A 24,025-nucleotide genomic window follows, 5' to 3' on the forward strand; every position below is an offset into this window, starting at 1 on the left:
GCGACGTCGCCTTCGAGGCGGCGCAGGGCCAGGTCAAGCTCGACGAGACCGCCGGCGCCCGCCTCACCCTGCTCGCCGGCGACATCACCGTCGGCCGCCTGGGCGGCCCGGCGCAGCTCAGCACCCGGCAGGGCGACCTCGCCGTCACCGAGGCCGTACACGGCACCCTCGCGCTGCGCACCGAGCAGGGCGACATCACCGTCGGCGCCGCCCGCGGCGTCTCCGCGACCCTGGACGCCGGCACCGCCCACGGCCGGATCCACAACGCGCTCAGCACCACCGACGGCGCCGCCGCCGGTCTGACCATCCACGCCACCACCTCCCAGGGCGACATCACCGCCCGCAGCCTCTAGCCGGGCGCCGACCCCGGCAGCCCGCACCACACCTCACACGAACAGGAACACGACATGACCGAGAACAACGCGACCCCGCGCCACAGCAGTTGGTCCGGCATGGTGCCGGTCGAGGACACGGCCCTGGCCGTCACCGACAGCGGCGGCACGGGCATCCCCGTGGTCTACCTCAACGGCCAGTTCGCCACGCAGGGGTACTGGCGGCGGGTCCTCGCCGAACTGGGGCCGCAATGGCGGCACATCACCTACGACGAACGGGCACGCGGCAAATCGAAGCGTTCGGCGGACTACTCGTTCGAGGCGGCCGTCCGGGACGTCGACGCCGTCCTCGCGGCCAGGGGCGTGGACCGGGCCGTGGTGGTCGGCTGGTCCTACGGAGCGGTCGTCGCGGCGCACTGGGCCGCCCGGAATCCCGATCGCACCGTGGGAGCGATCCTGGTCGACGGCGCCTTCCCCCACGACTGGCTCGACGAGGCCATGGAGCGGCGGATCCGCAAGCTGTTCCGGCGGTTGTCCTGGGTGATGCCGCTGCTGCGCCCGACGGGCCTCGCCCCGCGGATGACCGCCGAGGAACAGGCGAACAGCAACATCGAACTCGGCAGGCTCTCCCGCGAGCGTGAGTTGGGACCCGTGCTCGACCGTATCGACGTCCCGGTGCGCTACGTCGTCGCTTCGGGCACGTCGTTCGGGAGCCGTGGCGACGAGCAGGAACGGATCCGGGCGAGCCTCGACGCGGTGACGGCTCGCCGCGCCAACGTCCGCAGCGTGAAGGTCGCCGGCAACCACGGCACGATCCTGAAGAAGGACTTCGCCGCCGTCGCCGACGCCGTCCGCGAGGTGGCCGACCTCGACCGTTCCGGCTCTCGCTGAGCCCCGGCCAACCCGTCGTGCTCCAGGGCCGACAAGGCCGATACCGGAAGGAGACGTTTGGCCGGGCGGATTCGGCGCACCCGATGACTTAACAGAATCCTTATACGACGAAGCGGAGACGCACCATGGGCATCATCGCGTGGATCCTCATCGGCCTTCTCGCGGGCGCCATCGCCAAGGCCCTGATGCCGGGCAAGGACCCCGGCGGCATCATTGTCACCATGCTCATCGGTATCGTCGGCGGTCTGCTCGGCGGCTGGCTCGGCAAGGTCATCTTCGGCGTGGACTCCATCGACGGGTTCTTCGACCTCTCCACGTGGATCGCCGCGGTCGTCGGATCCCTCATCCTGCTCGCCCTCTACCGCCTCGTCACGGGCAGCCGTCATTCGCACCGGCACGCATGATCCGTTGAACGCGCACACCTGACAGCACACCTGGACGGCTCCTCCCCTCCACCGGAGGGAGGAGCCGTCAGGTTGTGCTCAGTCGTTGGCCGCCCCGTACTGCAGGCCTCCCTCCCGCGGAAGCAGATATCCGATCGAGCGCTCCTCCGGCAGCCGGCCCGCCAGCGTCGCCGCATCGGTGCATCCGGAGACCTCCCAGCCGATCACGGCGAGCCTGAAACCCACCCGCTCGAAGACCGCCGTTCCGATGCCCGCGAGCCAGTCGTCCAGGACGGCGGACCGGAAGAACGGCCGCCCGTCCCCGTGCGGGACACCCGCGTTGTCCAGCGCTCCGTCGGGCACGTAGAAGTCCAGCCAGTCGCTGCTGTCGTCACCCCCACGGATCGCCACGCCCCCGCACACGACCCATTGGCCGGTCGGCAAGCGGACCCGGCCGTGCAGGTGGCCGTACTCCGTCAGGGAGGCCACGGTGCAGGGCACGGGCTCCTGCTCCGCCGGCTCACGATCGGTCAAGGCGTACGTGCCCCGCACTTCGGCCGCGGACCACACAGCGCTCAGGACCGCCTGCAGCGCGGCGTCATCGGTCGATCCGACCTCGATGGCCAGTTCGTAGAAGCCTCCGGACCAGTTCGACCGGTCACGGAACGCGGCAGGGTTCGACATGACCTGATCATGCCCCACGCTCAGCAGGGGCTCCGCCACACCCCGAGCTCCGGCTCCTTCCGCATCGACGACAGACCCAGCCGGCGCGACTCGGCACAGAAGGCGCTCCGCGGCTCCGCGTACTCCACGTGGAACACCGCCTTGCCCGCCGCGATGAACGGCGAGAGCGCGTCGCACTCGTCGTACTGTGCGCACTCCTCGTTGACCGCGAAGTCGAAATCGCGCACGAGCTCGGGGATCTGCGGGAGGTCGTTCTTCAGCCCCACCGACAGGCCACGCTCATGGGCGACGGCCGCGATCATCCGGTTGTAGCGGAGCTGATCGCGTGCGGTGAGGGGGAAGCCGGTGTCGTTGCCGTAGCCCTCCACCAGGTCCGGTTCCACCGCGTCGAATCCCTTGTCGCGGCACATGTCGAACCGGCGCTCCATGATCGGCCGCAGGACCCTCAACCGCCGGATGTCCAGCCAGCGTTCGCCCGCCCACCCGTTGGGCTCGCCGAGCACCGCACGCGGGAAGGCACGCCGGTCCGGCCGGAAGTTCTCCCACGCCCCCACATTGATGTAACAGATCACCTTCCGGCCCGCGCGGTGCAGCCGGGCCACGTCCGCCGCCGAGTTCTCGAACCCGTCGATGTCGTAGACGGGCACGTCGGCCGATCCGTCGACCCTGCCGTCGAGCTGCCATTGCCAGGCCAGGCCGGGGCGGGGCTTCCACAGGGCCCGGGACGGCGACGCCGTGCCGTGCCCGACATCGGGACCGCCGCCGCCGGAGCAGCCCGTCAGCGCCGCGGCCGTCAGCGCCGTCAGCAGGGCCGCGCAGGTCACCGCCCGCCCGCTCATCGACTCGCTCCCGTGAGCGCGGGCGTCAACGCGGCCCACGGATTAGGTGGTTCACCCGTCACGGGGCCGCACACCGCCGCCCCCCTGTCGTGCGCGGTGCGCACGGCGAGGGGCACGAGGGCCTCGGGCACGCCGTAGACGAGGTGGCACAGCCGCTCGGGCGAGTGCCGTGCGGTCCACGCCGGACGGCTGAAGGCGGAGACGTACGTCGACCAGTGACCCTCGAAGGTGACGGTCAGGTCGGCGAGGCGGGCGTACCCCGGCGCCGGATGGACGCCCGGATTGAGGACGACCGTGCCCGCACCCAGCCTGCGCACCGCCCGCACCAGCCTGCGGCAGGCCGGCAGTCCCTCCGCGGTCGCCGTCATCCGGTCCAGGAAACAGCCGTCCGCCGCGTACCACTCCCGGTGCCGGCGCACGTCCTCGGCGACGTCGGCGGGTGCGCGCACCCCGTAGTCGGTGTCGACGTAGCCCAGCAGACGCGCGCCCGCGGCCCGCAGCGCCCCCGCCGCCGCGGTGAACGCCGGATCGGGCTCCTCGCCCGGTCCGCTCGCCGGGTTGAGGACGACACCGTAGGTGCGGGCGGCGGCGGTGATCAGCCGGTGCCAGGCGCCGGGGTCCTCGGCCGGATGGACGTACAGCGGGATCAGCAGGCTCACGGTGTGCGGCCGCCTTCCCACAGCGCGGTCAGCGCGTCGTCGAGGGTGTGGGCCGGGCGCCAGCCCAGGGCCCGCTCGGCCGCGGTGATGTCGGAGCACTGCCACGACACCTGCGCGGAACGGGCCGAGCCCGCCGTGCCCTCCTCGATCCGGCCCCGGAAACCGGCGAGCGCGGCGAGAGTGCGCACCAGGTCGCGCACCGGGACGGCCGTGCCCCCGCCGATGTTGAGGACGGGCGGCAACGGCCCCGGCGCGGTCGTGGCGAGGACCGCCGCCCGCGCCACGTCGCGAACGTCGACGAAGTCGCGGTAGGCGGACAGGTCGCCGAGCCGCAGCACCGCCTGAGGGCCCGACCCGGTCTCGCGCAGCAGTGCGGCGATCCGGCCGGGCAGACCGGTGGGCGGAGCCCCGGGCCCCACCGGATTGCCCACCCGCAGCACCACCGCGTCCAGACCGGAGCCGGTCACGGCGACCGTGCCCGCGAGCTTGGTCGCGCCGTAGGGGCCGACCGGGCAGGTGGGAGCCGACTCCGTGACCGGGGTGTCCGGCGTGCCCGGGCCGTATTCGGCGGCCGAGCCCAGGTGCACCAGGCGGGCCGCGGGAGCCGCCTCGCGCAGCGCGGCGCACAGTACGGCCGGCCCACGGGCGTTGACCTCGGCGAGGGTGACGGCGTCACCTCCGGTCGCGCCCGCGCAGTTGACGACCGTGTCGGGCGCGACGGACGCGAGGGCCTTCACGAGCCGCTCCGGGCGGACACGGGCGAGGTCGATGTCGAGGTCGGCGGCCGGTGACCGGCCGCCGCCGAGGACCTGCGCGCCCGGCAGGGCGCGCAGCCGCTCGGCCACATGAGCCCCGAGATAGCCGGTGAAGCCCAGGACGAGAATGCGCATGACGTGCTCAGGCTCCCTTGAGCAGAAGCGACTTGCGGGTGGTGAACTCGGCGTTGGCCCGGTCGTAGTCGTCCGGGCGGCCGATGTCCAGCCAGTATCCGTCGAACTCGTAGGCGTGGGGCTGGTTGCCGGTCTTGAGCAGGTCCAGCACCAACTCGTCGAAGCCGAGGGGGAGTCCGGGCGTGTAGCCGTCCAGGGTGTTGCGGGACAAGCCGTAGACGCCCATGGAGACGCGGTAGTCCACGCTCGGCTTCTCGGTGAACGCGACGACCTTGCTGGAGTCGGTCGTCAGCACTCCGAAGTCGATGTGCACCTTGCGGGCGTACGTCGCGATGGTCAGCGGCGCCCCGGACGCGCGGTGCCGGTGCAGGACGTCGGCGTAGTCGAGGTCGGTGAGGACGTCGCCGTTCATCACCAGGAACGTCTCCGGCAGCCGGTGGCGCAGGTTGAGCAGCGGTCCCATGGTGCCCAGCGGGCTGTCCTCGGTGGCGTAGTCGACGGTCAGGCCCCACTGGGAGCCGTCGCCGACGTAGGCGCGGATGATCTCGCCGAGGTGCCCGATGGCGATGGTGCAGCTGGTGAAGCCGGCCGTGGACAGCTGGCGCAGCACGATCTCCAGGATGGCGTGCTGGTCACCGATGGGCACGAGCGGCTTGGGCAGTGCGGTGGTGTACGGCCGCAGCCGGACGCCCTTGCCTCCCGCCAGGATCACTGCGTGCATGGGGCTCCTCCTTCGTGAACGCTTCGTGGGATGTGCGGGGACGTGCGCGAACGTGACGGACGAGATCCGCTGGGGCGTGTCAGATGTTGTAGATGCCGGTCTTGTACCGGGCGAGGTTCGCCGGGTCGCGGAAGAACTCCACGGTGGCCGCGAGGCCTTCCTCCAGGGAGTGCGCGGGCTGCCAGCCGGTGGCCGCGCCGAGCCGGCTCGCGTCGGCGACCAGCCGCATCACCTCGGAGTTGGCCGGGCGGATGCGGGCGGTGTCCTCGCGCACGTCGAGGGCGGTGTCCATCACCTTGCCGATCAACGCGACCAGGTCGCCGACGGAGATCTCCCCGCCGGTCCCGGCGTTGAAGGTATGGCCCACGACCCGCTCGGCGGGCGCGGTGCCGACGGCGAGGAAGGCCTGCGCGGTGTCCTTGACGAAGGTGAAGTCCCGGGTGGGCCGCAGATCGCCGAGGGTGATCGTGCGTTCCCCCGCGGCGACCTGCCCGATGACCGTGGGGATGACCGCGCGCATCGACTGGCGCGGCCCGAAGGTGTTGAAGGGCCGCAGCGTCACGACCGGGGTGTCGAAACTGGCGTGGTAGCTGTCCGCCAGCCGGTCCCCGCCGGCCTTCGAAGCGGCGTACGGGGACTGGGTGTTGATGGGATGGTCCTCGGTGATGGGCACGGTCCGCGCGGTGCCGTACGTCTCACTCGTGGAGGTGTGCACCAGCCGGGGCGTACCGAGGGCGCGCACCGCCTCCAGCACGTTGAGGGTGCCGGTGACATTGGTGTCCACGTAGCTGTGCGGGGCCTGGTAGGAGTACGGGATCGCGATGAGGGCGGCCAGGTGGTAGGCGGTGTCGGCGCCTTCCAGGAGACCGCGGACCGAGCCCGGGTCCCGGACGTCTCCGAGGACGATCTCCACCTGGTCCAGGACGTCCGGGTGCAGGGTCTCCAGCCAGCCGTAGGAGGAGAAGGAGTTGTACTGGGCCATGGCCCGCACCCGGTGCCCGGAGGCGACCAGCGCCTCGGTGAGGTGCGAGCCGATGAAGCCCTCGGCTCCGGTGACGGCGGCGAGCGGTGCGGAGGTCAACTGCGTTGTCCCTTCGATGAGGAGAGGTGCGGGGGAGAAGCGGAGAAGCGGAGTTCAGGCGTGCGGTGCGGGCCGGCCGAGCAGCCACAGCACGCACGCCGACAGACACAAGGTGGCGGCGCCGCAGGCCGCCGGCAGGGCCGGGGCGGCGCCCGGCGGCAGCCCGAACAGGTCGACGGATCCGGCGCCGGCGGCCGCCGCCAGGCAGATCCCGGCCGACGGCCAGGCCGCCCCGAACGCCTGGAGCAGCAGTGCGGTCCACAAGGCCGCGGCGAGCGGCAGCAGAGCGGCCGGGTCCGCTCCGGTGAGCAGGGCGGCGGGCAGCAGCGGTACGAGGTAGGCGAGCAGGCAGAGGCCGAGGATGCCGGCCGAACGCAGCAGGAATCCGGCGGGCGTGGCGGTGGCGCGCAACGCGGCGACCGACAGGCCGCGGTAGCGGTACAGCAGCCATTCCGCCGGCCCCATGCTCAGTGTCAGCACGATCACCGCGTACGGCTCCTCCCTGCCCTCCAGCAGTACCAGCACCCCCGCGGCCAGCCCGAACAGGCCGTACGGCAGGGACCACAGCAGCCGCGGCCGGGTCGCGCCGGCGACGGCCGGGACGGCGAGGGCGCCCCTCAGGACCCAGCCGGTGACACCGAGCGTGCCGAGCAGCGCCAGCAGGGGCAGACCGGCCCGGACCGCAGGGCCCGGCTCCCACCACGGCAGGATCGCCACCCCGGCGAGCAGGGGACTGAGCGCGGCCAGCAGCAGCCGCTCGCGGCCCAGCACCAGCAGGACACCGGCGGCCGCCAGATACGCGGACTGAGCGGCGGCCACCAGCGTCACCGGCCCGCCGTCCGCGGGCAGCGCGGCCACCGCCGTGGCCACCACCGCGCCCACGGGCGACCCCGCCAGGAGGGTGCGGCCGGCCTCCCGTCGTCCGGTCGCCATCCGCAGGTGCGCGCGGTGGCCGAGCGCCTGCCCCCACGCCCAGGAGACCAGTCCGGCCACGACGAGGGCGGCGGCGTGCCCACCGGCGTCCCACAAGGGCACGGTCAGCAGGTAGGCGAGCCCGGGAAGAGCGAACAGCACGCCCCGGAGCAGACAGCGCACGGTGTCGGGGCGCCAGGGGTCGGCCACCGGGGCGGGTTCGGGGAAGGTGCGCGGCACCCGCTCGTACAGGGCGGAGGCGAGGGAGAACAGGTTCGGGTGACCGTACCGCTCGTTGATGAGCGAGGCGGACAGCCCCTCGGCCTCCAGCAGCGCGGCGACCTCGTAGGGGTGGACGGCGGGTCCTATGCGGTCGGCGAGTTCGGCGGCGAGTTCGCTGACGGCCTCCTCGTCGGGACCGCGCCGGGGCAGCCGCATGGCGAGTGTGGCGTCGTCGAGGGCCCAGCGCGGCCTCCGGCGGGGCGGGCGGGCACCGGCCAGCCGGATGGCCAGCGTGTCCTGCTCGGGGCCCCCGGGTTCGAGGGATATCGGCCCGCTCACAGGGCGAGACTCCCGGTGCCGTGCACGGCCGGGGCCGACAGTCCGACCGAGGGCATCACCGTCAACTCCTCCTTTGGGTGCGCCAGTTCCGTGTAGATGGATCGAAACGTGTCAATGGTCTGCCGGAGGGTGAACTGCTCGATGACCCGCAACCGGGCCGCCTCGCCCATCGCCCTGCGCCGCCCGGGGTCGCCCAGCAGCTCCAGCGCGGCCGCGGCCATCGCCTCCGCATCGCGCGGGGGCACCACGAGCCCGGTGTCGCCGACGGCCTCGCGCACCCCGCCCACGTCGGTGGAGACGGTCGCCCGGCCGCAGGACATGGCCTCGATCAGCGTGAACGGGAAGCCCTCGCTGATGCTGGAGAGCATCACGACGTTCCCGGCGGCGTAGGCGTCCTTGATGTCGTCGACACGCCCCTCGAACGTGACGGCGTCGGCGTGTCCGAGCTCGGCGGCCAGGGCTTCGCAGCGTTCACGGTAGGCCTCTCCGCCCCGGGGTGTGCCGCCGAACAACCGCAGCCGGGCGTGCGGGAGTTCGGCGCGGACCAGGGCGAAGGCCCGGATGAGGGTCTCCAGGTCCTTGATGGGGTCGACACGGCCCGCCCAGCTGAGGGTGGGCAGGTCCGGCTCCGGTCCGGCCGCCGGGAACGCGGTGGGGTCGACGCCGTTGTAGACCGTGCGGATCGACTCCGGGTCGGCGCCGCCCTCCTCCTCCCACAACCGGTTGTAGCGGTTGCCGGGGGTGATCAGCGCGGCCCGGCGGTAGCTCTCCTGCGCGAGCATCCGGAAGAACCCGAGGATCACGGCCTTCACCGGCCAGCGGTAGGGCGCCGTGCGGTAGCCGAGGTAGCGCTCGCGCAGGTAGACCCCGTGCTCGGTCAGCAGCAACGGAACGCCGTGGCGTTCGAGGGCCGCGAGGCCGGGCAGCACGGCGACCCCGCCGCTGACCGCGTGCGCGACCCCGTGCTCGGGGACCGGGGCGGCCAGCGGGCGCAGGGCGTGCTCCAGCAGGGCGGTCGCGGTGAGCGCGTCGTGCAGCGTCGGCCGCGCCTCACGCACGGCGAGACCGGGGCGGTTCCACAGTGCGGTGAGGATGCCGATCGCCCGGTCCGCGCGCAGGAAAGGGCTCAGCGTCCCGTCCGAAGCGGCCCGCGCCAGGGCGTACAGGGCGGGCGCGAACCCGTCCTCCGCGCGCGGGTCGAGCAGCGCGGCCAGGAACCGTTCGTAGGCGGCGGCGAGTTGGTTGCGGGCCCGGCCCCGGGGCGGGCGGCCCTCGGGCGGGGCACCCCACATGGGGACGGACAGCACACCCGAGACGTGTGCGGGCAGGTCCCATACGACCGGTTCACGCCCGGTTCCGGTGACGGCGATGACGTCGAAGGCCAGGTCGGGCATGCCCTGGACGAGCTGGTCGCACCAGACGCTGACGCCTCCGTGGCTGTGCGGGTAGGTGCCTTCGGTGAGCAGGGTGACGCGCGTCGCTCCGGTACGTCGCGCGCCCTGGGGAACGGGCATCGATGTGCTCCACGGCCGAGGAGTGGGGTGGTTCGGGCCGGTCCTGGCCGCTGCGGAGCGGCCGGGACCGTCGGTCGGACTGGGGTGGACGCGCCGTTCAGCCGTCTGCGGTGTGACCCACGGGGTCGGCGGCACCCGCGGGGACCCGGGTGCGCGGTGCGGTGCCGGTGGCCTCGGCCGGGCCGGCTCCGGCGCCGGTGTCCGGTGCTGCCGCGGACGCGGGCAGGGTGAACGTGAGCGGTGTCCCCGCTGAGGGCGTCCAGCCCGACACGGCACCGGCGTACGCCTGACCGAACCCGGCGCCGGCCAGGGTCGTGCCGGTGGGCAGGGTCGCGGTGATCGCCAGCCCGTTCGGCGCGTCGACGGTCACGGTGCTCCCGATGCGGTAGGCGGTGACCTGCCCGGCGCGCAGCGCGGCCTGCCAGTCGGCCCGGCGCCGGAGTTCCACGCCGATGTCCTTCATCCGCGGGTTCACCACGGGCGTGTCCTCGGCGAACAGCGCCTCGTAGCCGTCCAGGACGCCGTCGAGCACGGGGTAGGCGATGCGGTCCTCGGCCAGGTTCGACTGGTGGATGAAGTGCGGTTTGGGGTCGTTGGCCAGCACGTGTCCGAGCGCGATCCGCGTCTCCAGCGGGACGATGTGCTGGGCGTAGCCGGTGGCGGGGTTCAGCGGCGTCGGCAGACAGGTGGTGGTGGCCGGGTTGTCCTCGCAGATGCCGCTGCCGCCCTGGGCACGGCTGGTGTAGATCCAGTTGTACTCGTCGACCTGCTCGGCGGCCCGGCCCGCGTTGTAGAAGACGTTCATCGGGTAGCGGGGCACGGTCGTGGCCGGGCCGACCCGGCGCTGGGCGGGCTCACGGGAGTTGTCGGAGCCGAGCCAGGCGATGCGGTTGTCACCGAGGGCGAGCGCCAGATAGGGGTTGTCCTCCGGCTGCTGCGGCAGCACCTTCATGCCCGAGTGTTCGCCGGTCACCAACTCGTCGTTCACCAGGGGCAGTCCGGCTCTCTCGCCCCAGACCCGGTTGGTGGCGATCTCGTCGGAGATGTCGTTGCGGCTCATCCACCGGGTGCTGCCGTCGGCGTCGGTCGCGCACTTCCACGGCACCACGGTGGTGTCCTGCACACAGCCGAGGAAGGGGTGCGAATACGTGTGGTTGATCCAGCGGAACTCGCCCCGCCGCGCGATCAGCCGGTCGGCGAGCGGGTCGGCACCGTTGTGGTCCTCGCGGTGGTCGGCGCTGCCGGCGCCGTTGTAGGCGAAGTCGAGGGTGAACTTCCTGCCGTTCTGCCAGTCGACGGCGTGGTCGACGTCGGCGGCCGTCATCCGGATCGGGTCGGGCGTGGCGGCGGGGTCCTCGCAGTCGACGTCGCCGGGTGTGCAGTTGAGCTGGCTGTTCCAGCGGTCGTCGGCGGCGAACACGTCGTCCACGTGGACGGAGAAGTAGTTCCGGGAGGCGCCCAGGTGCACCCCGCCGGTCATCCACTCGACGATGCCTCGGGCCAGGAGCCGGAACTGCTGCTGGTACTGGTTGTAGACGAAGGTCACGACGAGCTCGCGCCGCCCGTCGTGCCGGTACTCGCCCACCAGCGTGCCCTTGGTGGCCTGCCCCGGGATCGCCGCCTCCACGTACGGGGTGAAGTCGGCTCCAGCCACCGGCTTGGAGAGGTAGGCGTAACTCTCGCCGATCGCCGGGTCGTTGTCCTCGAAGGGGACCGCGCCGTCGAGGTAGCCGAAGGGCCCCGCCTTGCCCGCGGCGGTCACCTCCGCCCGCTTGCCGTCGATGCTGCCGGAGTAGCCCCCGTAGAGGGGGTACTGCAGCCCGGCCTCGGGACGCGCGTAGGTGTAGGCGTCGACCTGCGGTACGTCGTACGTCCGCTCGTACGCGGTGAGGGCCGCCATCTCGGCCGAACCGGCGGGGAACGGGTTGTCGTTGGGCAGCACGATCGCCTGGAACCTGGCGCGCGGCCGGCCGTCGACGGTGTCCGCGAGGAAGTCGGCGTCGATCACGGTCCGGCCGGCCTGCGTGAGGTCGATCCGCGTGTACGGCGTTCCCGCCGCGGCCAGTTCGGCGGCTATCGCGTCGGTCGACGGGCCGCCGTCGCTCACCACCAGCACGCGCAGGTCGATGCGGGGCGTGGTGTCGGCGTGCGCAGCGCCGGCCGGCAGGCCGAGTGCGGCGATGAGCGCGCCCACCGTGAGCACGGTGGTGCGATAGGTCCGCTTCATGCGGTGAGGTCCCCTCCCCGGGCAGGGGTGAGCACGGCTCCCGTGGAGCGGACGCACCCCCTTGCGTGCCGCCGGCGTCCCCCTCAGAAGCCAGTTCGTCACGCATCCGTTCGCGTCACATAGTGATGTCTGTGTGGAGATTTCGCGGTCATGTTGCGGAACATGACGGAAAAGCGCAGGTGTCGAACTGGGCGGTTCCGAAAGCGAAACGAGCCGTTCCGTGCCGCCGGACGAGGCCGGGACCGGTGGGTCATTAGGGCCCGGTGCGCTGGTCCGGGCCGTGAGCGACGTACCGGCGGGCCTCGGTGGCCCGCCGGTCGGAATGCCAGTGGTCCAGACCGGAGCCGATACCTGGACGGCGCACCTTTCAGGTCACCGCCGACGGCTCCGCGGACGGGGGCGTCAGGAGCAGAGCACGCGTGTCACGGGGGTGTAGACCGGCCCGCTGCTGACGTTCGTGGAGTCGCTGAACTCGGCGTAGAAGTAGGAGTAGAAGCCGATGTTCCCGTTGCACCCGGAGTCCGCGGCGACGTCCAGCGTCAGGGTGACCGTGCGGCTCTGACCGGGCGGGATGGTCGCGCCGTAGTTGGCGCCGAGGTTGGCCGGGCCGGTCCCGGAACAGGGAGAGGGGCCGTTCACCGTGGTCAGGCTGCACCCGGAGAAGCTGTACTTCAGGTCGGGGCGCTGTGTGGTCAGCCACGTCGGCTCGATCGTCTGGTACACGAACCAGACGTCGTAGGTGTTGTTGTTGGTGAGGGTCATCGACAGCTTGACCGAACCGCCCGGGGTGGTGGTGGCGCTGTCGGTGGTGAAGGTCAGCTCCGCCGGTGCCGGCGCCGCGCTCGCGGTGGGCGCCAGGCCGAACACGGCGAGAAGGAGGGCGAGGACGGCGCCGAGGCCGAAACGTCTCATCTGGGGTGATCGCATGGCCAGGGAGGCTAAGCAGGGCCCGGGCGCACCGTCTGCCCCGCGAACGAGGCGCGGCTCACCACTCGGCTGGAAGTGTCCATGAAGTGGTGGAGTCGTGGTGAAACCATGAAGGAGTGAGCAAGGTGCCGTCTTCCCAGGCAGCCGGTGGGGGGAGGGGGCGACCACGAGGGACGGGTGCCGGCGGACGCTTTCCCGCCCCGAGAAGATGACATTGGCGCATATCGGACCGGCCGCCCCTCTCCGGCCGCGAGGCTCACCCCGGGTTTCTCGGCCACCTGCCCGTTTCCGGCCTGTACGGCAGTCCTCGATGTTCCCCAGGGCGACGGTGCGCCACGGCCCGGCCGTGACAGTCCGCCCCGTCACCTGTCAAGATGGTGACTACAAGTGACTGCGGACGGACACGGGCAGGAAAGGTGATGCGCCATGAGTGACGTCGAGGAGAGGGCGCTGCTGGCGGGCGGCTGCTTCTGGGGCATGCAGGAGCTGATCCGCTCGCTCCCCGGAGTGATCCGCACCCGGGTCGGCTACAGCGGCGACAACGACAAGCCGAATCCCACCTACCGTGACCACGGCAGGCATGCGGAGTCGATCGAGATCGTCTTCGATCCGACCGCCACCGACTATCGCGCGATCCTGGAGTACTTCTTCCAGATCCACGACCCGACGACCCGGGACCGGCAGGGCAACGACATCGGCGCGAGCTATCGCTCCGCGATCTTCTACCTCGACGACGAGCAGCAGCGCGTCGCTCTGGACACCATCGCCGACGTCGAGGCCTCCGGCCTGTGGCCGGGCCCGGTGGTGACCGAGGTCGTACCCGCCGGCGCGTTCTGGGAAGCCGAGCCGGAGCACCAGGACTACCTCCAGCGCTACCCGGAGGGATACACCTGCCACTTCCCGCGCCCGAACTGGCGGTTGCCCAGGCGCGGCTGATTCCGTACGCCGACGTGGCCGGGCAGGGCGTGGCCTTGCCCGGCTCCTGACTCATGCCTCGCGCTCGCTCCGGGGGGTGCAGGCACGGCCGGCTCAGCAGTACAGGCACAGGCTGTTGACGCCCGCGCATCGGCAACCGTCACCACCTCAGCCGGTACACCCAGGCCGTGCCTCTCCGAGCCTCAGCGCCCCGTCGTTGCCACACGCCCCGTGCGCTTCCAGGCGCAGCTCGCACCCCCGCCACCGTCGGCGCGGCCAGCGGCCGTGACCGGCGACCACGACCGCCCCCGGTCCATCGCTGCCAGGGCCGCCTCCGGCTCGTCGCACAGCACGGGGGAGAGGTGGTCGGTGGGTTCGTGGAGGGGTGGTCGGTGGTTCGTCGAGCAGCAGCAGATGCGGAGGGTGGGCCGGCGCAACAGCCGAACGGCTCGCCGACCTGCGCGCGCTCCAGCAACGCACAAAGGCAAGGAGAACTCTCCTTGCCTCTCCTAAGTTATAGCGCACAGGGGGGCTTGCGGCAAGGCCCCGGTCCTGCCACACAATCGTCGGCCGAAGCCACAACCTGCGGAAACGGGGACACGAGGTGCGTGTGTCGGACATGGGGACGTGCTCGTCCAGGACGTCGGAAGTCGACAGGGCCGGGGGTATCGCGATGACCGAGCGGTACGTGCTGGGCCTCGAAGAGGTCGACGAGACGCAGCTCGCGGTCGTCGGCGGAAAGGGCGCCCACCTGGGCGCGCTCGCGCGGATCGACGGCGTCAGCGTGCCGGGAGGCTTCTGTGTGACGACAGAGGCCTTCCGGCGGATCATGAAGGAGTCGCCGTCGATCGAGGATCTGCTGGACGAGCTGAGTCGCTCGGACCCGGACGACCGGGAATCGGTTCGCGCACTCGCCGAGCGGATGCGCCGGACCATCGAGGCGGTCCCCGTCCCCGACGATCTCGTCGCGGCGATCACCGGGGCGCTTTCCCGGCTCGGCGAGCAATCCGCCTGCGCCGTCCGGTCCAGCGCGACGGCGGAGGACCTGCCGACGGCGTCCTTCGCCGGCCAACAGGACACGTATCTCAACGTCATCGGCCCGGCAGCGGTCCTCCGTGACGTCAGCCGATGCTGGGCCTCGCTCTTCACCGAGCGGGCGGTGACCTACCGTCAGCGCAACGGCATCGACCACCGTACGGTCGACATGGCCGTGGTCGTGCAGAAGATGGTCTTCCCGCATGCGGCCGGGATCCTGTTCACGGCCGACCCCGTCACGGGCAACCGGAAGGTCGCCACCGTCGACGCGGGCTTCGGCCTCGGCGAGGCCCTGGTCTCCGGCCTGGTGAACCCGGACGTCTACAAGGTGCGCCACGACGAGGTCGTGGAGAAGACGATCGCCGCCAAACAGCACGCCGTTCACGCCCTCCCGGGCGGCGGCACGCGGCAGGTGGCCGTCGACGCGCGGCAGCAGCGGCAACCGGCGCTGACGGATGAGCAGGTCGTGCGGCTCGTGCGGCTCGGGCGACGGATCGAGGAGCACTTCGGCCGCCCGCAGGACATCGAATGGTGCCTCGGCGACGACGGGTTCCAGATCGTGCAGAGCCGGCCCATCACGACGCTCTTCCCCCTCCCCGAGACCGACGACGAGGACAACCACGTCTACGTCTCCGTCGGCCACCAGCAGATGATGACCGACCCGATGAAGCCCCTGGGGCTCTCCGTCTGGAAGCTGACGGCCATGGCGCCGATGACCGACGCCGGCGGAAGGCTGTTCGTCGACGCCACCCGGGCCCTGTCCTCGCCCGCGAGCCGTACCGGACTCCTGGACCTCGTGGGCCGAGGCGATCCCCTGACCAGGGACGCGCTGGAAACCGTCCTCGCACGCGACGGCTTCCTCCCCTCGCTCGCGGACCCGGCTCCCGCCGGACCACGAGCCGGTGGCGCACCCACGCCCGTCGAGACCGACCCTGCCGTCGTCGCCGAGCTGATCGAGCGCAGCCGCACGTCCCTCGCCGCCCTGCGGCGCGACATCGCGACGAAGACCGGCCCGGCCCTGTTCGACTTCCTGCTGGAGGCTTTCGAAGAGCACAAGAGGGTGCTCACCGACCCGCTCAGCATCCAGGCGATCATGGCGGGCATGGAGGCAACCTGGTGGCTCAACGACAAGCTGCAGGAATGGCTGGGGGAGAAGAACGCGGCTGACACCCTCACCTTGTCCGCCCCCGACAACGTCACCTCCGAGATGGGACTGGCGCTGCTCGACGTCGCGGACGTGATCCGCCCCCACCCGGAGGTCGTGGCGTTCCTGCAGAGCGCCGCCGACGACGACGGGTTCCTCGACGAGCTGCCGAAGCTGGCGGGCGGCACCGAAGCGCGCGACGCCATCGAGGCCTACCTCGACCGCTACGGCATGCGCTGCGCCGGGGAGATCGACATCACCCGGCCGCGGTGGCGCGAACGCCCCGGCACACTGGTGCCGGCCATCCTGGACAACGTCCGGAACTTCGAACCGGGCGCTGCGGCACGGCGGTTCGAGCAGGGCCGCCAGGAGGCACGGGAGAAGGAACAGGACGTGCTGTCCCGCCTGCGGGCCCTGCCCGACGGGGAGACCAAGGCCGACGAGACCAAGCGGATGATCGACCGGGTCCGCACCTTCATCGGGTACCGCGAGTACCCGAAGTACGGCATCATCAGCCGCTACTTCGTCTACAAGCAGGCCCTGCTGGAGGAGGCCGACCGTCTCGTGCGGGCCGGGGTGCTCGCCGAGAAGGAGGACGTCTTCTACCTGACGTTCCAGGAGTTCCGGGACGTCGTCCGCTCGCACCGCGTGGACGCCGGGCTCATCCGGCGACGTGAGGAAGCGTTCCGGACGTACCACGCGCTCACACCGCCCCGGGTGCTCACCTCGGACGGCGAAGCGGTCAACGGCGCGTACCGGCGCGACGACGTGCCGGACGGCGCCCTGGCCGGTCTCCCGGTGTCGGGCGGGACGATCGAGGGCCGGGCCCGCGTCATCCTCGACATGGCGCACGCCGATCTCGAGGCGGGCGACATCCTGGTCACCGCCTACACGGACCCCAGTTGGTCACCCTTGTTCGTCGGCATCGCGGGCCTGGTCACGGAGGTGGGCGGTCTGATGACCCATGGCGCGGTGGTCGCACGCGAGTACGGCCTGCCGGCGGTCGTGGGTGTCGACCGGGCCACCCGCCTCATCCGGGACGGACAGCGCATCAGGGTGCACGGCAGCGACGGGTACGTCGAGATCCTGCCCTGACGGCACCACCGCCCCACGAGCAGGCACGCCACCGGCTGCCGGTCGGCGGCTGCCGGGGAAGCGGTTCCCTTCCAGGAACTCCGCCCCCGGCCCTCCGCCGACCAGGCGGCACCGCTTGTTGCGGGAGACGCAAGCCCGTTCCACGCCTGCCGACGGCCCGATTCCCCCGGGCGTCCCCGGTCTGAATCAGGCGGTCAGGGCCTGTTCCGTGGTGGGGTGGCAGGGGATGAGCGTGTCGACGCCGACCAGTTGCAGGACGCGGAGGACCGATTCCTGCGCACCGGCGATGCGCACCCACCCGTCCGCGTCGCTCACCCGCTGGTGGGCGGCGACGAAGACGTTGATGCCGCTGGAGTCCATGAAGGTGACACCGCTGAGGTCGGCCACTATCCGCGGTGGGACCGCCCCGTCCTCGACCCGCAGGGCATCGCTGAGCACGTCCCGGACGTCGTGGTCGATCTCGCCCCGCAACGTCACGACACGGATACCTCCGGCGATGCGGTGTTCGGCGTGCAGCCGGCCCGGCCGGTCTGCTTCCTCAAGTGGGGACACCGTCTCCTCAACTGTGCTTAGGCTTGCCCGATCACAATGCGCGCGACTGATTCTGCCCCACGGACCCGGCCACATGCACCCATGTGGATGTGCCGAACACCACCTCCGTGCATGCGGGGCGGCGAAACGGGTACCGGCGCGCGTGAACGGGGAGTGAGGGCGAGGCCAGTGAAATCTGATGCCGACGGTGAGGGCTGTACAACGCCGGACGACCATCTCATGCGTGTCGGGTATGCCTTGGGCGAGGACGCCGGCTGCATCGCGGACGCCCGCCACCATGCCGTCGCCTTCCTCGACCGGGCGAGCGACGAGCAGCACCTTCCCGTGTCCGCCCGGGCCAGGGAGCTCACCCAGCTGGTGGTCAGCGAGCTGGTCACCAACACCCGCAAGTACGCTCCCGGGCCCGTCGTGCTGGAGTTGCGCGTCACCGCGCGCACCGTGGAGATCTCCGTGTGGGACAGCGACCCCACCGTCCCCGCGCCCCGGGACGCCGACCCGAGCAGGATCGGCCAGCACGGCTTGGAGATCGTGCGGGCCGTGGTCGAGGACTTCGTGGTGCAGCGGGAGCCGGTGGGCAAACGCATCACCGCCAGCATCGCCCTGACCGACGACCCCGGCGCACCCCGCGGGGCGTGATCCCGGGCCACCCGGCTTCGGTCTGCCGCCTCAGGAGAGGGACGCGGGCGGTGCGACCACCGCCACGGGCAGTCTCCGCCGCACGCTCACGCGGCACCACCCGTGAGCGCCCCGTGCAGGAAGACGTCCGCCAGCTCCAGAGGAGTCAGATCGGGTTCGTCGTTCGTACGCGGCTGGGTGAACAGCAGCCCGAAGAACAGGGCCGCGACCTGCTCCGGGGGTCGGCGCAGCGCGGCCTTGTCGGGCTCCAGCAGGTCCACGAGCGCCGCGCGGATACGGGCCGTCGACTCCTGGCGGCCCGCGCCGCGCACGGGGCCGGGGTGCTTGCCTCCGCCATGCCCCAGTGAGCCGAGGATCGCTCCCATCCTCGACATGTGGGCTTGCAGCGCCTCGGCCGCCTCCGCGAGCCGTTCCGGCAGCGGCTGGGCCAGGTCGATCGCGTCGAGCTCGCGGATCGCGTGCTCGGGGGAGAGCGCCTCGGCCACGCACGCCTGCAGCAACTCGTCCTTGTCGGCGAAGACCCGGAAGATCGTTCCCTCGCCGATTCCCGCGGCGCGGGCGATCTTCGCGGTCGTCACCGCGGAGCCGTACTCGGTGACCAGCGGGATGGCGGTCTGGATGATCATCTCGCGGCGCCGTTCCGGCGACATACCGGGAGCGCGGCGGCGAGTGGTCTGGTTCTCCTGGGGGGCTGTCATGACTGCGAGAGTACGGAGTGAGTGCTCACTCCGTCAATGAGTGAGCACTCACTCCGCTGCATTTCCGGCCTCGCTGCCGCAACGGCGTCCGTTCGGACGCCGGGATGCCGGACCACCTCGGCGACAGCGGGGGAGTGCCGGAGCGTTCACGGGTCTGCTCTACGCTCATGTGCGTGGCCGTCGGAATCATTCGGCCTCCGCGGGGATCGGCAGAGTCGGCTGCGCCGAGGGACCACCGGAGCAGGACTCGGACACAGGCGTTGACGCGCCTGGCAGGAGGACCGTTGCACCAGGATCATCGGGCGGACCGGCCCGGAAGCCACGGAGAGCACCAGATGCAGCACGAGTTGGGCACCACCGGCCGGGCTGACCGCTTCTACGACGAGCAGGTGCTGGACCGGCTCAACCCCAGGATGCGGGAGTTCGTCGCCCGTCAGGAGATGTTCTTTCTCGCCACGTCGGACGCGCGGGGCCAGTGCGACAGCACGTTCCGGGCCGGTCCGCCCGGCTTTCTCCACGTCCTCGACGACGCGACCCTCGCGTATCCGGAATACCGGGGGAACGGCGTCATGGCGTCCCTCGGCAACATCCGGGAGAACCCGAACGTCGGCCTGCTGATGATCGACTTCTCCGAGGACCGCATCGGCCTCCACGTCAACGGCCGCGCCCAGTTGGTCACCGACGAGGCGATGCGCCGCGGCCATCCCGGCCTGCCCGTCGATCCACTGCCCGGCCGGCGCCCCCAGATGTGGGTCGAAGTCGAGGTCGAAGAGGCCTACATCCACTGCTCGAAGCACATACCGAGGCTCCTCAAGGCGCCGCTGCGGCCGGACATCGCCGAAGGCGGCACCGCAGCCGCCGTCGCGGAGCAGGCCTGGGGCACGGACGACGTCAAGCGCAAGGGCGGCGACTACTTCGGGGCCGCGGAAGCGAGGCGCAACCAGGCGGTGCGGTGATCCACGCGCCGACCGGGCACGTCCGGCACTCCGCCGTCCGGCAGGCTCAGCCGACCGGGCACTTCCGGCACTCCGCCGTCCGGCAGGCTCAGCCGACCGGGCACTTCCGACACTCCGCTGCCCGGCAGGGTTAAAGGAGCGGGATAAATTCTAGGCTAAGGTCCGCAGGGACCCGGGAAGCGCGGAAGGAGAACGACGTGGCCTCCGAGGAAGAGCTGTTCGCGTCCGTGGACGCGCTGCTGGAGGAGGAGCCACAGCTCCCACCACCCGCGGAGCGGGCCCGGCTGCGGGAGGCCGCCGGCATCACCCAGGCGCGCCTCGCCCTCGCGCTGAAGACCTCCACGCAGACCGTGAAGAACTACGAGAACGGCAGGTCGGAACCCAAGTCGCCACGCCTGGAGGCGTACCAGCGGCTGCTGAACGGCTGGGCGGCGAGGTACCCCGCGCACGGCGTACCTGCTCCCGGCGGCCCCGCTCCCACACCGTCTCCGTCGGTGCCGGTCCCGATGCCTGCCCCTGACCCGGTCACCGCCGAGACCCCGGCCACCCAACCGGAGCCCCTGCCGCAGGCGTCCGCCCGACCGGACCGACCCCCGTCGGCGCGGACAGCCCCCGCCCTCACACGGAAGCCGCGCGCATCGGCACGGCCCGCCCCTCGCCCGGCGACCTCATCGCGACGGCCCGGCACGAAGACGACCACCACACCCGCCGCGGATCCCCGTTACCCGCACGGACCGTTGGTCGTGCTCGACGGCGACGGCTCGGCGTACGGCGTCGACGGCCTCGTTCTCGACTGCCCCGCCACCTCCGTACCGCAGTTGGCGGAGTGGACGCTGCGCGAGTCCGGCCTCGGTGCTCCGCGCCTGCACCGCAACGGCAAGGACGCCGACCCGCTGGTGGTGCTGACCCCGGCCGCCGCGGTGCGGCTGGGACTGCCCGAGCGCCTGGAGGGCCACGAACAGCGTCGTACGTTGCGCCTGCCCGGTGATCACCCGGTCGTCGTCCAGGTGAGGAAGGCCGGCTGGCAGCTGACGCAGCGTGGGTTCGGACCCTGGGCCCGGATCTACCGCAAGGCCCAGGAAGGCCGCCGGCAGTGCGTGCAGTTGGCGGTCCTGTCGTGGGACGCCCTGGACGAGCGGTCCTGGCCGGGTGTGGCGGAGAGGGAACCCGCCGACATCGCCCGGGTGCTCGGCGTCTACGCCCAGCGCGTCATCACTCCCCGCGGCAGTACCGCCGTGTCGGGCCTGGAGTTGATGACGGCGCTGCGGCCGCCCACCCGCGCGGTCCGGGACGAGGCCACGGGCAACTGGGTGCCCGGCCACAACCCCGGTTCGCTCGGGACGGAACCGGTGGACCCCGCGCCTCCCGAGGCCACCCCGGAGCATCCGGTGGTCGTCGACTCCGGCTGGAGCGGAGGGTTCCTCGACGAGGAGGCCTACCAGTGGGTGCGCGAGGTGGACCTGCTGAGCGACGAGGAATGTCATCTGCCCTACGCGGTCGGCCTGGACCTCAACACCGCGTTCCTCGCGGCGGCCGCCCGGCTCACGGTCGGGCTGTCGGGTCCGGACCATTTCGTCGGCCCCCGGTTCAACCCGAAGATCCCCGGCTCCTGGCTCGTCGACCTGAGCCATGTGGAGCTGGACCCGCGCCTGCCGAGTCCCTTCACGCCGACCGGTGTACGGCCGTCCGGTCCCGCCTGGTACCAGACCCACACGGTCGCCTACGCCCAGGAACTGGGGTACAACGTGCAGCCGCTGGAGGCCTACCTGCGGCGTGACACGGGCGCGTACCTGGACCCCTGGCACGACCGGCTGAAGAGCGCCTACCTGGACACCCTCGCCGACCTCGGTGTCACCCGCGACCTGGACGACCGGCAGTTCCTGAGGGCGATGGAGGGGCACAAGGACGCCGACCCCGCCCTGGCCGCCGTCCTCACCGCGATCAAGGCCACGGTCAAGGGCGGTATCGGCAAGCTCCGTGAGCGCCCTCAGGGACGCCACTACAAGCAGGGGGAGCGGTGGCCGGCTCTGGAGCGGCCCACCTGGCGCCCGGACATCCGTGCCGCCGTCATCTCCAAGGCGCGGGTCAACATGCACCGCAAGCTGCTGAACATGGCCAAGCTGACGGGCCGGTACCCGCTCGCTGTGCTGTCGGACTGCGTCGTCTACCCGAGCCCCGGCCCCTCGCCGCTGGACTTCCTTCCCTACGCGGCCTCCGGCAAGGCCCAGCCCGGCGGCTTCCGCCTCGGCCCCTCGCCGGGCCTGGCGAAGCCCGAGGGCGTCCAGGAGATGCTCTGGGCGGTCGACTTGATGGAGAAGGGCCTGAACCCCGCCCGCCACGTCAAGGGCGGCGACGCCGTCCTGGACGAGGGCGAGTAGGGCCGACCTGCGAGAGGAACGCACGCCGTGGGAGAGATCGACGACGCCATCGAGCGCGCCGACCAGGAGGCCTTCACCCGCACCCCGCCGAAGACCCTCAAGGGCCGGATCAACTTCCTGCTGAGGCAGCTGAAGACGACCCGGGCCGTCGCGGCGGAACTCGGGGTCAGCCAGCGGTCCGTGGAGCGCTACCGCACGGGCGAGCGCAAGCGCCCGCCGGAGGACATCCGGCAGCGGATCGACGCCGCCGTCCGGTCCCGGTGGCAGCCCCAGGTCCGCAGACGCCGCCGCGAGGAGGCCGCCGCCAGGGGCGGGATCACGGTGGAGACGAGAGCCCGCTTCGGCTACACGGCGCCGATCGGCACCACCGACGACGGCCGCTTCCGCCGCCTCACCGTGCACCTCCCCCCGGCGTACGCACAGCAGTTGTTCGACGCCCGTGACGCAGGCGCCGACGACCGGCACCTGCGTCAGATCATCGCCGACGGCTTCAAGGAGACCTATTTCCAGGACGGCGGCACCCGGGCGCCCGGCCTCTCGGACGTCGCCATCAACGACATCGACTACATCGACCTCGACTACTGAACCGGCCGGGCCTGCCGTGAAGCACGGCCCTGCGGCCCTCACCCGGCACACGGGGTCTACCGGCGGCGGACGAGGCGGGTGAGGGTGATCCCGTTGGGGAAGGCGGTGCGCTCGGCGACATCGAAGACGGTGGGGTCGAAATCGCCCTCCACCACCGGAATTCCCCTCCCGGCGACGACCGGATAGGTCTTGATGAGCAGTTCGTCGATCGCGGGCAACAGGGTGCCCGCGAGCCGGCCTCCTCCGCACAGCCAGATGTCCTGGCCCGCGCCGCTCTCCCCCTTGAGCTCGCGAACGAGGCCGAGCGGGTCGTCCGCCACGACGGTGACGGCCGGGTCGGTGTCCGGATCGAGAGTGCTCGACACGACGTACTGGCGCAGGTGCGCGTATGGGCTGGTGATCCCGTTGTCGAGGGAGAGGCGGTACGTGCCGAGGCCCATGAGGACCGTGTCGAAACGTCGGTGGGGAGCGTCAGCCAAGCCCACGGCAGCGCGGTATGCGCTCGGAACGGTCTCCGGGTACAGCGCGTTCACCCAGGTCGAGTAGGCGGCGGACTGCTGCTCGTCGCCCTGCGGGAAGAAGTCGAACTCACCGCCGGGGCCGGCGATGCGGCCGTCGAGCGAGACGCCGATGTAATAGACGAGCTTTCGCACAGCGATCCCCCAGGTGTAGCACTCGGCTGTAGTACTCTGATTGAAGTGGTGTAAACGTAGTACTACGCATGGAGTGGTGTCAATGGTGAGGCGGAACGACCAGCGGCGCGCGGCCCTCGTCGACGCGGCGATCGAGGTACTGGCCCGAGAGGGTGCGCGCGGCCTGACGTTCCGTGCCGTGGACGCCGAAGCCGCCGTCCCCGTCGGCACGGCGTCCAACTACTTCGCCAACCGCGACGACCTGTTCACCCAGGCCGGCGCACGGGTCTACGAACGTCTCCAGCCCGACGGGGAGACGATCGCCCGACAGCGGGACGCCGGACGCGACCGGGAGGCCTACGTCGGGCTGATGCGCGAACTCGTCAGCCGTGTCGCCGCCTTCCGCACCGGATACCTGGCGCTGCTGGAGCTGCGCCTCGAAGCCACTCGCCGCCCCGAACTGCGCAAGGTCCTCACCGAGCGGGTCCGGGCCGACGTCGACGCCAACGTCGCCTATCACGAGGCCTCCGGCCTCCCCGGCGACGCCACCGCCGTCAAGCTGCTCATGCTGACGCTGAACTGGCTGATCGTCGAGCAGCTCACCCTGCCGGACGTCTTCACGGAGGCGGAGCGTGAAGCGCTGGTGACGGCCGCGGTGGAGCGCATCGTGACGGCCGAGTAGGTGCCACGCGTCGGCAGTGCGGCAGGAAGCCGACCCCTGAGGGGCCCGGGGGGGGGGGGGGGGCGGGCTACTGTCTAATATAAACAAAAGAAGCAG

Annotated in this window: 23 protein-coding genes; 10 read left to right on the top strand and 13 right to left on the bottom strand. The window is 71.5% G+C overall.

What is annotated here, in order from left to right; genetic code table 11:
- The 3 genes from ACFV20_RS35520 to ACFV20_RS35530 all read left to right on the top strand — a co-directional run.
- A partial coding sequence (locus ACFV20_RS35520) for a DUF4097 family beta strand repeat-containing protein (protein ID WP_385664991.1) occupies positions 1-353 on the top strand: 353 nt, incomplete at its 5' end.
- A gap of 54 nt (positions 354-407) precedes the next feature.
- The gene (locus tag ACFV20_RS35525) at positions 408-1,223 is read left to right on the top strand and encodes an alpha/beta fold hydrolase (protein ID WP_385664994.1); all 816 of its coding nucleotides are present in this window, start codon (positions 408-410) and stop codon (positions 1,221-1,223) included.
- Between the two features lie 125 nt (positions 1,224-1,348).
- On the top strand, positions 1,349-1,627 hold the full coding sequence (locus ACFV20_RS35530) for a GlsB/YeaQ/YmgE family stress response membrane protein (protein ID WP_385664997.1): 279 nt from the start codon (positions 1,349-1,351) through the stop codon (positions 1,625-1,627).
- A gap of 78 nt (positions 1,628-1,705) precedes the next feature.
- On the opposite strand, the gene ACFV20_RS35535 is transcribed toward ACFV20_RS35530, so the two are convergent.
- The 10 genes from ACFV20_RS35535 to ACFV20_RS35580 form a co-directional block, all read right to left on the bottom strand.
- Positions 1,706-2,290, bottom strand: a complete 585-nt coding sequence (locus tag ACFV20_RS35535; protein ID WP_385665000.1) for a hypothetical protein — start codon at positions 2,288-2,290, stop codon at positions 1,706-1,708.
- A 20-nt stretch (positions 2,291-2,310) separates the two neighbouring features.
- Complete coding sequence (locus ACFV20_RS35540) at positions 2,311-3,129, bottom strand: endo alpha-1,4 polygalactosaminidase (RefSeq protein WP_385665003.1); 819 nt, start codon at positions 3,127-3,129, stop codon at positions 2,311-2,313.
- On the bottom strand, positions 3,126-3,788 hold the full coding sequence (locus ACFV20_RS35545; RefSeq protein WP_385665006.1) for a spherulation-specific family 4 protein: 663 nt from the start codon (positions 3,786-3,788) through the stop codon (positions 3,126-3,128). The genes ACFV20_RS35540 and ACFV20_RS35545 overlap by 4 nt, the downstream gene beginning before the upstream one ends.
- Positions 3,785-4,678, bottom strand: coding sequence for an NAD-dependent epimerase/dehydratase family protein (locus tag ACFV20_RS35550; RefSeq protein WP_385665009.1), 894 nt, complete (start codon positions 4,676-4,678; stop codon positions 3,785-3,787). The genes ACFV20_RS35545 and ACFV20_RS35550 overlap by 4 nt, the downstream gene beginning before the upstream one ends.
- Before the next feature lie 7 nt (positions 4,679-4,685).
- Positions 4,686-5,399, bottom strand: coding sequence for an NDP-sugar synthase (locus ACFV20_RS35555; protein WP_385665012.1), 714 nt, complete (start codon positions 5,397-5,399; stop codon positions 4,686-4,688).
- A gap of 79 nt (positions 5,400-5,478) precedes the next feature.
- Positions 5,479-6,480 (bottom strand): GDP-mannose 4,6-dehydratase, encoded by a 1,002-nt coding sequence (locus ACFV20_RS35560; RefSeq protein WP_385665015.1) that lies wholly within the window; start codon positions 6,478-6,480, stop codon positions 5,479-5,481.
- A 54-nt stretch (positions 6,481-6,534) separates the two neighbouring features.
- Positions 6,535-7,953 carry a hypothetical protein gene (locus tag ACFV20_RS35565; protein ID WP_385665018.1) on the bottom strand — a complete coding sequence of 473 codons (1,419 nt, stop codon included), beginning with the start codon at positions 7,951-7,953 and terminating at the stop codon, positions 6,535-6,537.
- A complete protein-coding gene (pelF, locus tag ACFV20_RS35570; RefSeq protein WP_385665020.1) occupies positions 7,950-9,467 on the bottom strand; it encodes a GT4 family glycosyltransferase PelF in 1,518 nt (505 codons plus the stop codon). Before pelF ends, ACFV20_RS35565 begins: the two co-directional genes overlap by 4 nt.
- A 97-nt stretch (positions 9,468-9,564) precedes the next feature.
- Positions 9,565-11,694: a hypothetical protein gene (locus ACFV20_RS35575; RefSeq protein ID WP_385665023.1), complete on the bottom strand. Its 2,130-nt coding sequence runs from the start codon at positions 11,692-11,694 to the stop codon at positions 9,565-9,567.
- Positions 11,695-12,096: 402 nt separating this feature from the next.
- Entirely contained in the window at positions 12,097-12,621 is a 525-nt protein-coding gene (locus tag ACFV20_RS35580; RefSeq protein ID WP_385665026.1) for a hypothetical protein, read from the bottom strand.
- Between the two features lie 426 nt (positions 12,622-13,047).
- Between ACFV20_RS35580 and msrA the strand changes: the two genes are divergently transcribed.
- Both msrA and rph read left to right on the top strand, forming a co-directional pair.
- Entirely contained in the window at positions 13,048-13,557 is a 510-nt protein-coding gene (msrA, locus tag ACFV20_RS35585; RefSeq protein WP_385665028.1) for a peptide-methionine (S)-S-oxide reductase MsrA, read from the top strand.
- 652 nt (positions 13,558-14,209) lie between these two features.
- Positions 14,210-16,810: a rifamycin-inactivating phosphotransferase gene (gene rph / locus ACFV20_RS35590; protein ID WP_385665031.1), complete on the top strand. Its 2,601-nt coding sequence runs from the start codon at positions 14,210-14,212 to the stop codon at positions 16,808-16,810.
- 186 nt (positions 16,811-16,996) lie between these two features.
- Here the strand turns inward: rph and ACFV20_RS35595 are convergent, their stop codons facing one another.
- Positions 16,997-17,362: an STAS domain-containing protein gene (locus ACFV20_RS35595; RefSeq protein WP_385665033.1), complete on the bottom strand. Its 366-nt coding sequence runs from the start codon at positions 17,360-17,362 to the stop codon at positions 16,997-16,999.
- Between the two features lie 219 nt (positions 17,363-17,581).
- Here ACFV20_RS35595 and ACFV20_RS35600 point away from each other — a divergent pair, with 219 nt between their 5' ends.
- Entirely contained in the window at positions 17,582-17,998 is a 417-nt protein-coding gene (locus ACFV20_RS35600; RefSeq protein ID WP_385665036.1) for an ATP-binding protein, read from the top strand.
- Positions 17,999-18,084: 86 nt separating this feature from the next.
- Here ACFV20_RS35600 and ACFV20_RS35605 read toward each other — a convergent pair whose 3' ends face one another.
- Entirely contained in the window at positions 18,085-18,696 is a 612-nt protein-coding gene (locus ACFV20_RS35605) for a TetR/AcrR family transcriptional regulator (protein WP_385665039.1), read from the bottom strand.
- 335 nt (positions 18,697-19,031) lie between these two features.
- On the opposite strand from ACFV20_RS35605, the gene ACFV20_RS35610 reads away from it, so the two are divergent.
- The 3 genes from ACFV20_RS35610 to tpg all read left to right on the top strand — a co-directional run bounded on the left by ACFV20_RS35610 (position 19,032) and on the right by tpg (position 22,615).
- Positions 19,032-19,652: a pyridoxamine 5'-phosphate oxidase family protein gene (locus tag ACFV20_RS35610; RefSeq protein WP_385665042.1), complete on the top strand. Its 621-nt coding sequence runs from the start codon at positions 19,032-19,034 to the stop codon at positions 19,650-19,652.
- Positions 19,653-19,849: 197 nt separating this feature from the next.
- Positions 19,850-22,030: a telomere-associated protein Tap gene (gene tap / locus ACFV20_RS35615; RefSeq protein ID WP_385665045.1), complete on the top strand. Its 2,181-nt coding sequence runs from the start codon at positions 19,850-19,852 to the stop codon at positions 22,028-22,030.
- Between the two features lie 27 nt (positions 22,031-22,057).
- On the top strand, positions 22,058-22,615 hold the full coding sequence (tpg, locus tag ACFV20_RS35620) for a telomere-protecting terminal protein Tpg (RefSeq protein ID WP_385665049.1): 558 nt from the start codon (positions 22,058-22,060) through the stop codon (positions 22,613-22,615).
- 56 nt (positions 22,616-22,671) lie between these two features.
- On the opposite strand, the gene ACFV20_RS35625 is transcribed toward tpg, so the two are convergent.
- A complete protein-coding gene (locus tag ACFV20_RS35625) occupies positions 22,672-23,268 on the bottom strand; it encodes a dihydrofolate reductase family protein (protein ID WP_385665052.1) in 597 nt (198 codons plus the stop codon).
- An 82-nt stretch (positions 23,269-23,350) separates the two neighbouring features.
- Between ACFV20_RS35625 and ACFV20_RS35630 the strand changes: the two genes are divergently transcribed.
- A complete protein-coding gene (locus tag ACFV20_RS35630; protein WP_385665055.1) occupies positions 23,351-23,929 on the top strand; it encodes a TetR/AcrR family transcriptional regulator in 579 nt (192 codons plus the stop codon).
- Positions 23,930-24,025: the final 96 nt, after the last annotated feature.

The sequence above is a fragment of the Streptomyces sp. NPDC059696 genome (assembly GCF_042733745.1).
Classification (GTDB): domain Bacteria; phylum Actinomycetota; class Actinomycetes; order Streptomycetales; family Streptomycetaceae; genus Streptomyces.

Excerpts from the sequence above, each read along its gene's own strand:
- ACFV20_RS35525 (WP_385664994.1), top strand. The coding sequence starts at position 408 with ATGACCGAGAACAACGCGACCCCGCGCCACAGCAGTTGGTCCGGCATG.
- ACFV20_RS35530 (WP_385664997.1), top strand. The coding sequence starts at position 1,349 with ATGGGCATCATCGCGTGGATCCTCATCGGCCTTCTCGCGGGCGCCATC.
- ACFV20_RS35535 (WP_385665000.1), bottom strand. The coding sequence starts at position 2,290 with ATGTCGAACCCTGCCGCGTTCCGTGACCGGTCGAACTGGTCCGGAGGC.
- ACFV20_RS35540 (WP_385665003.1), bottom strand. The coding sequence starts at position 3,129 with ATGAGCGGGCGGGCGGTGACCTGCGCGGCCCTGCTGACGGCGCTGACG.
- ACFV20_RS35550 (WP_385665009.1), bottom strand. The coding sequence starts at position 4,678 with ATGCGCATTCTCGTCCTGGGCTTCACCGGCTATCTCGGGGCTCATGTG.
- ACFV20_RS35555 (WP_385665012.1), bottom strand. The coding sequence starts at position 5,399 with ATGCACGCAGTGATCCTGGCGGGAGGCAAGGGCGTCCGGCTGCGGCCG.
- pelF (WP_385665020.1), bottom strand. The coding sequence starts at position 9,467 with ATGCCCGTTCCCCAGGGCGCGCGACGTACCGGAGCGACGCGCGTCACC.
- ACFV20_RS35575 (WP_385665023.1), bottom strand. The coding sequence starts at position 11,694 with ATGAAGCGGACCTATCGCACCACCGTGCTCACGGTGGGCGCGCTCATC.
- ACFV20_RS35580 (WP_385665026.1), bottom strand. The coding sequence starts at position 12,621 with ATGCGATCACCCCAGATGAGACGTTTCGGCCTCGGCGCCGTCCTCGCC.
- msrA (WP_385665028.1), top strand. The coding sequence starts at position 13,048 with ATGAGTGACGTCGAGGAGAGGGCGCTGCTGGCGGGCGGCTGCTTCTGG.
- rph (WP_385665031.1), top strand. The coding sequence starts at position 14,210 with ATGACCGAGCGGTACGTGCTGGGCCTCGAAGAGGTCGACGAGACGCAG.
- ACFV20_RS35600 (WP_385665036.1), top strand. The coding sequence starts at position 17,582 with ATGCGTGTCGGGTATGCCTTGGGCGAGGACGCCGGCTGCATCGCGGAC.
- ACFV20_RS35605 (WP_385665039.1), bottom strand. The coding sequence starts at position 18,696 with ATGACAGCCCCCCAGGAGAACCAGACCACTCGCCGCCGCGCTCCCGGT.
- ACFV20_RS35610 (WP_385665042.1), top strand. The coding sequence starts at position 19,032 with ATGCAGCACGAGTTGGGCACCACCGGCCGGGCTGACCGCTTCTACGAC.
- ACFV20_RS35630 (WP_385665055.1), top strand. The coding sequence starts at position 23,351 with ATGGTGAGGCGGAACGACCAGCGGCGCGCGGCCCTCGTCGACGCGGCG.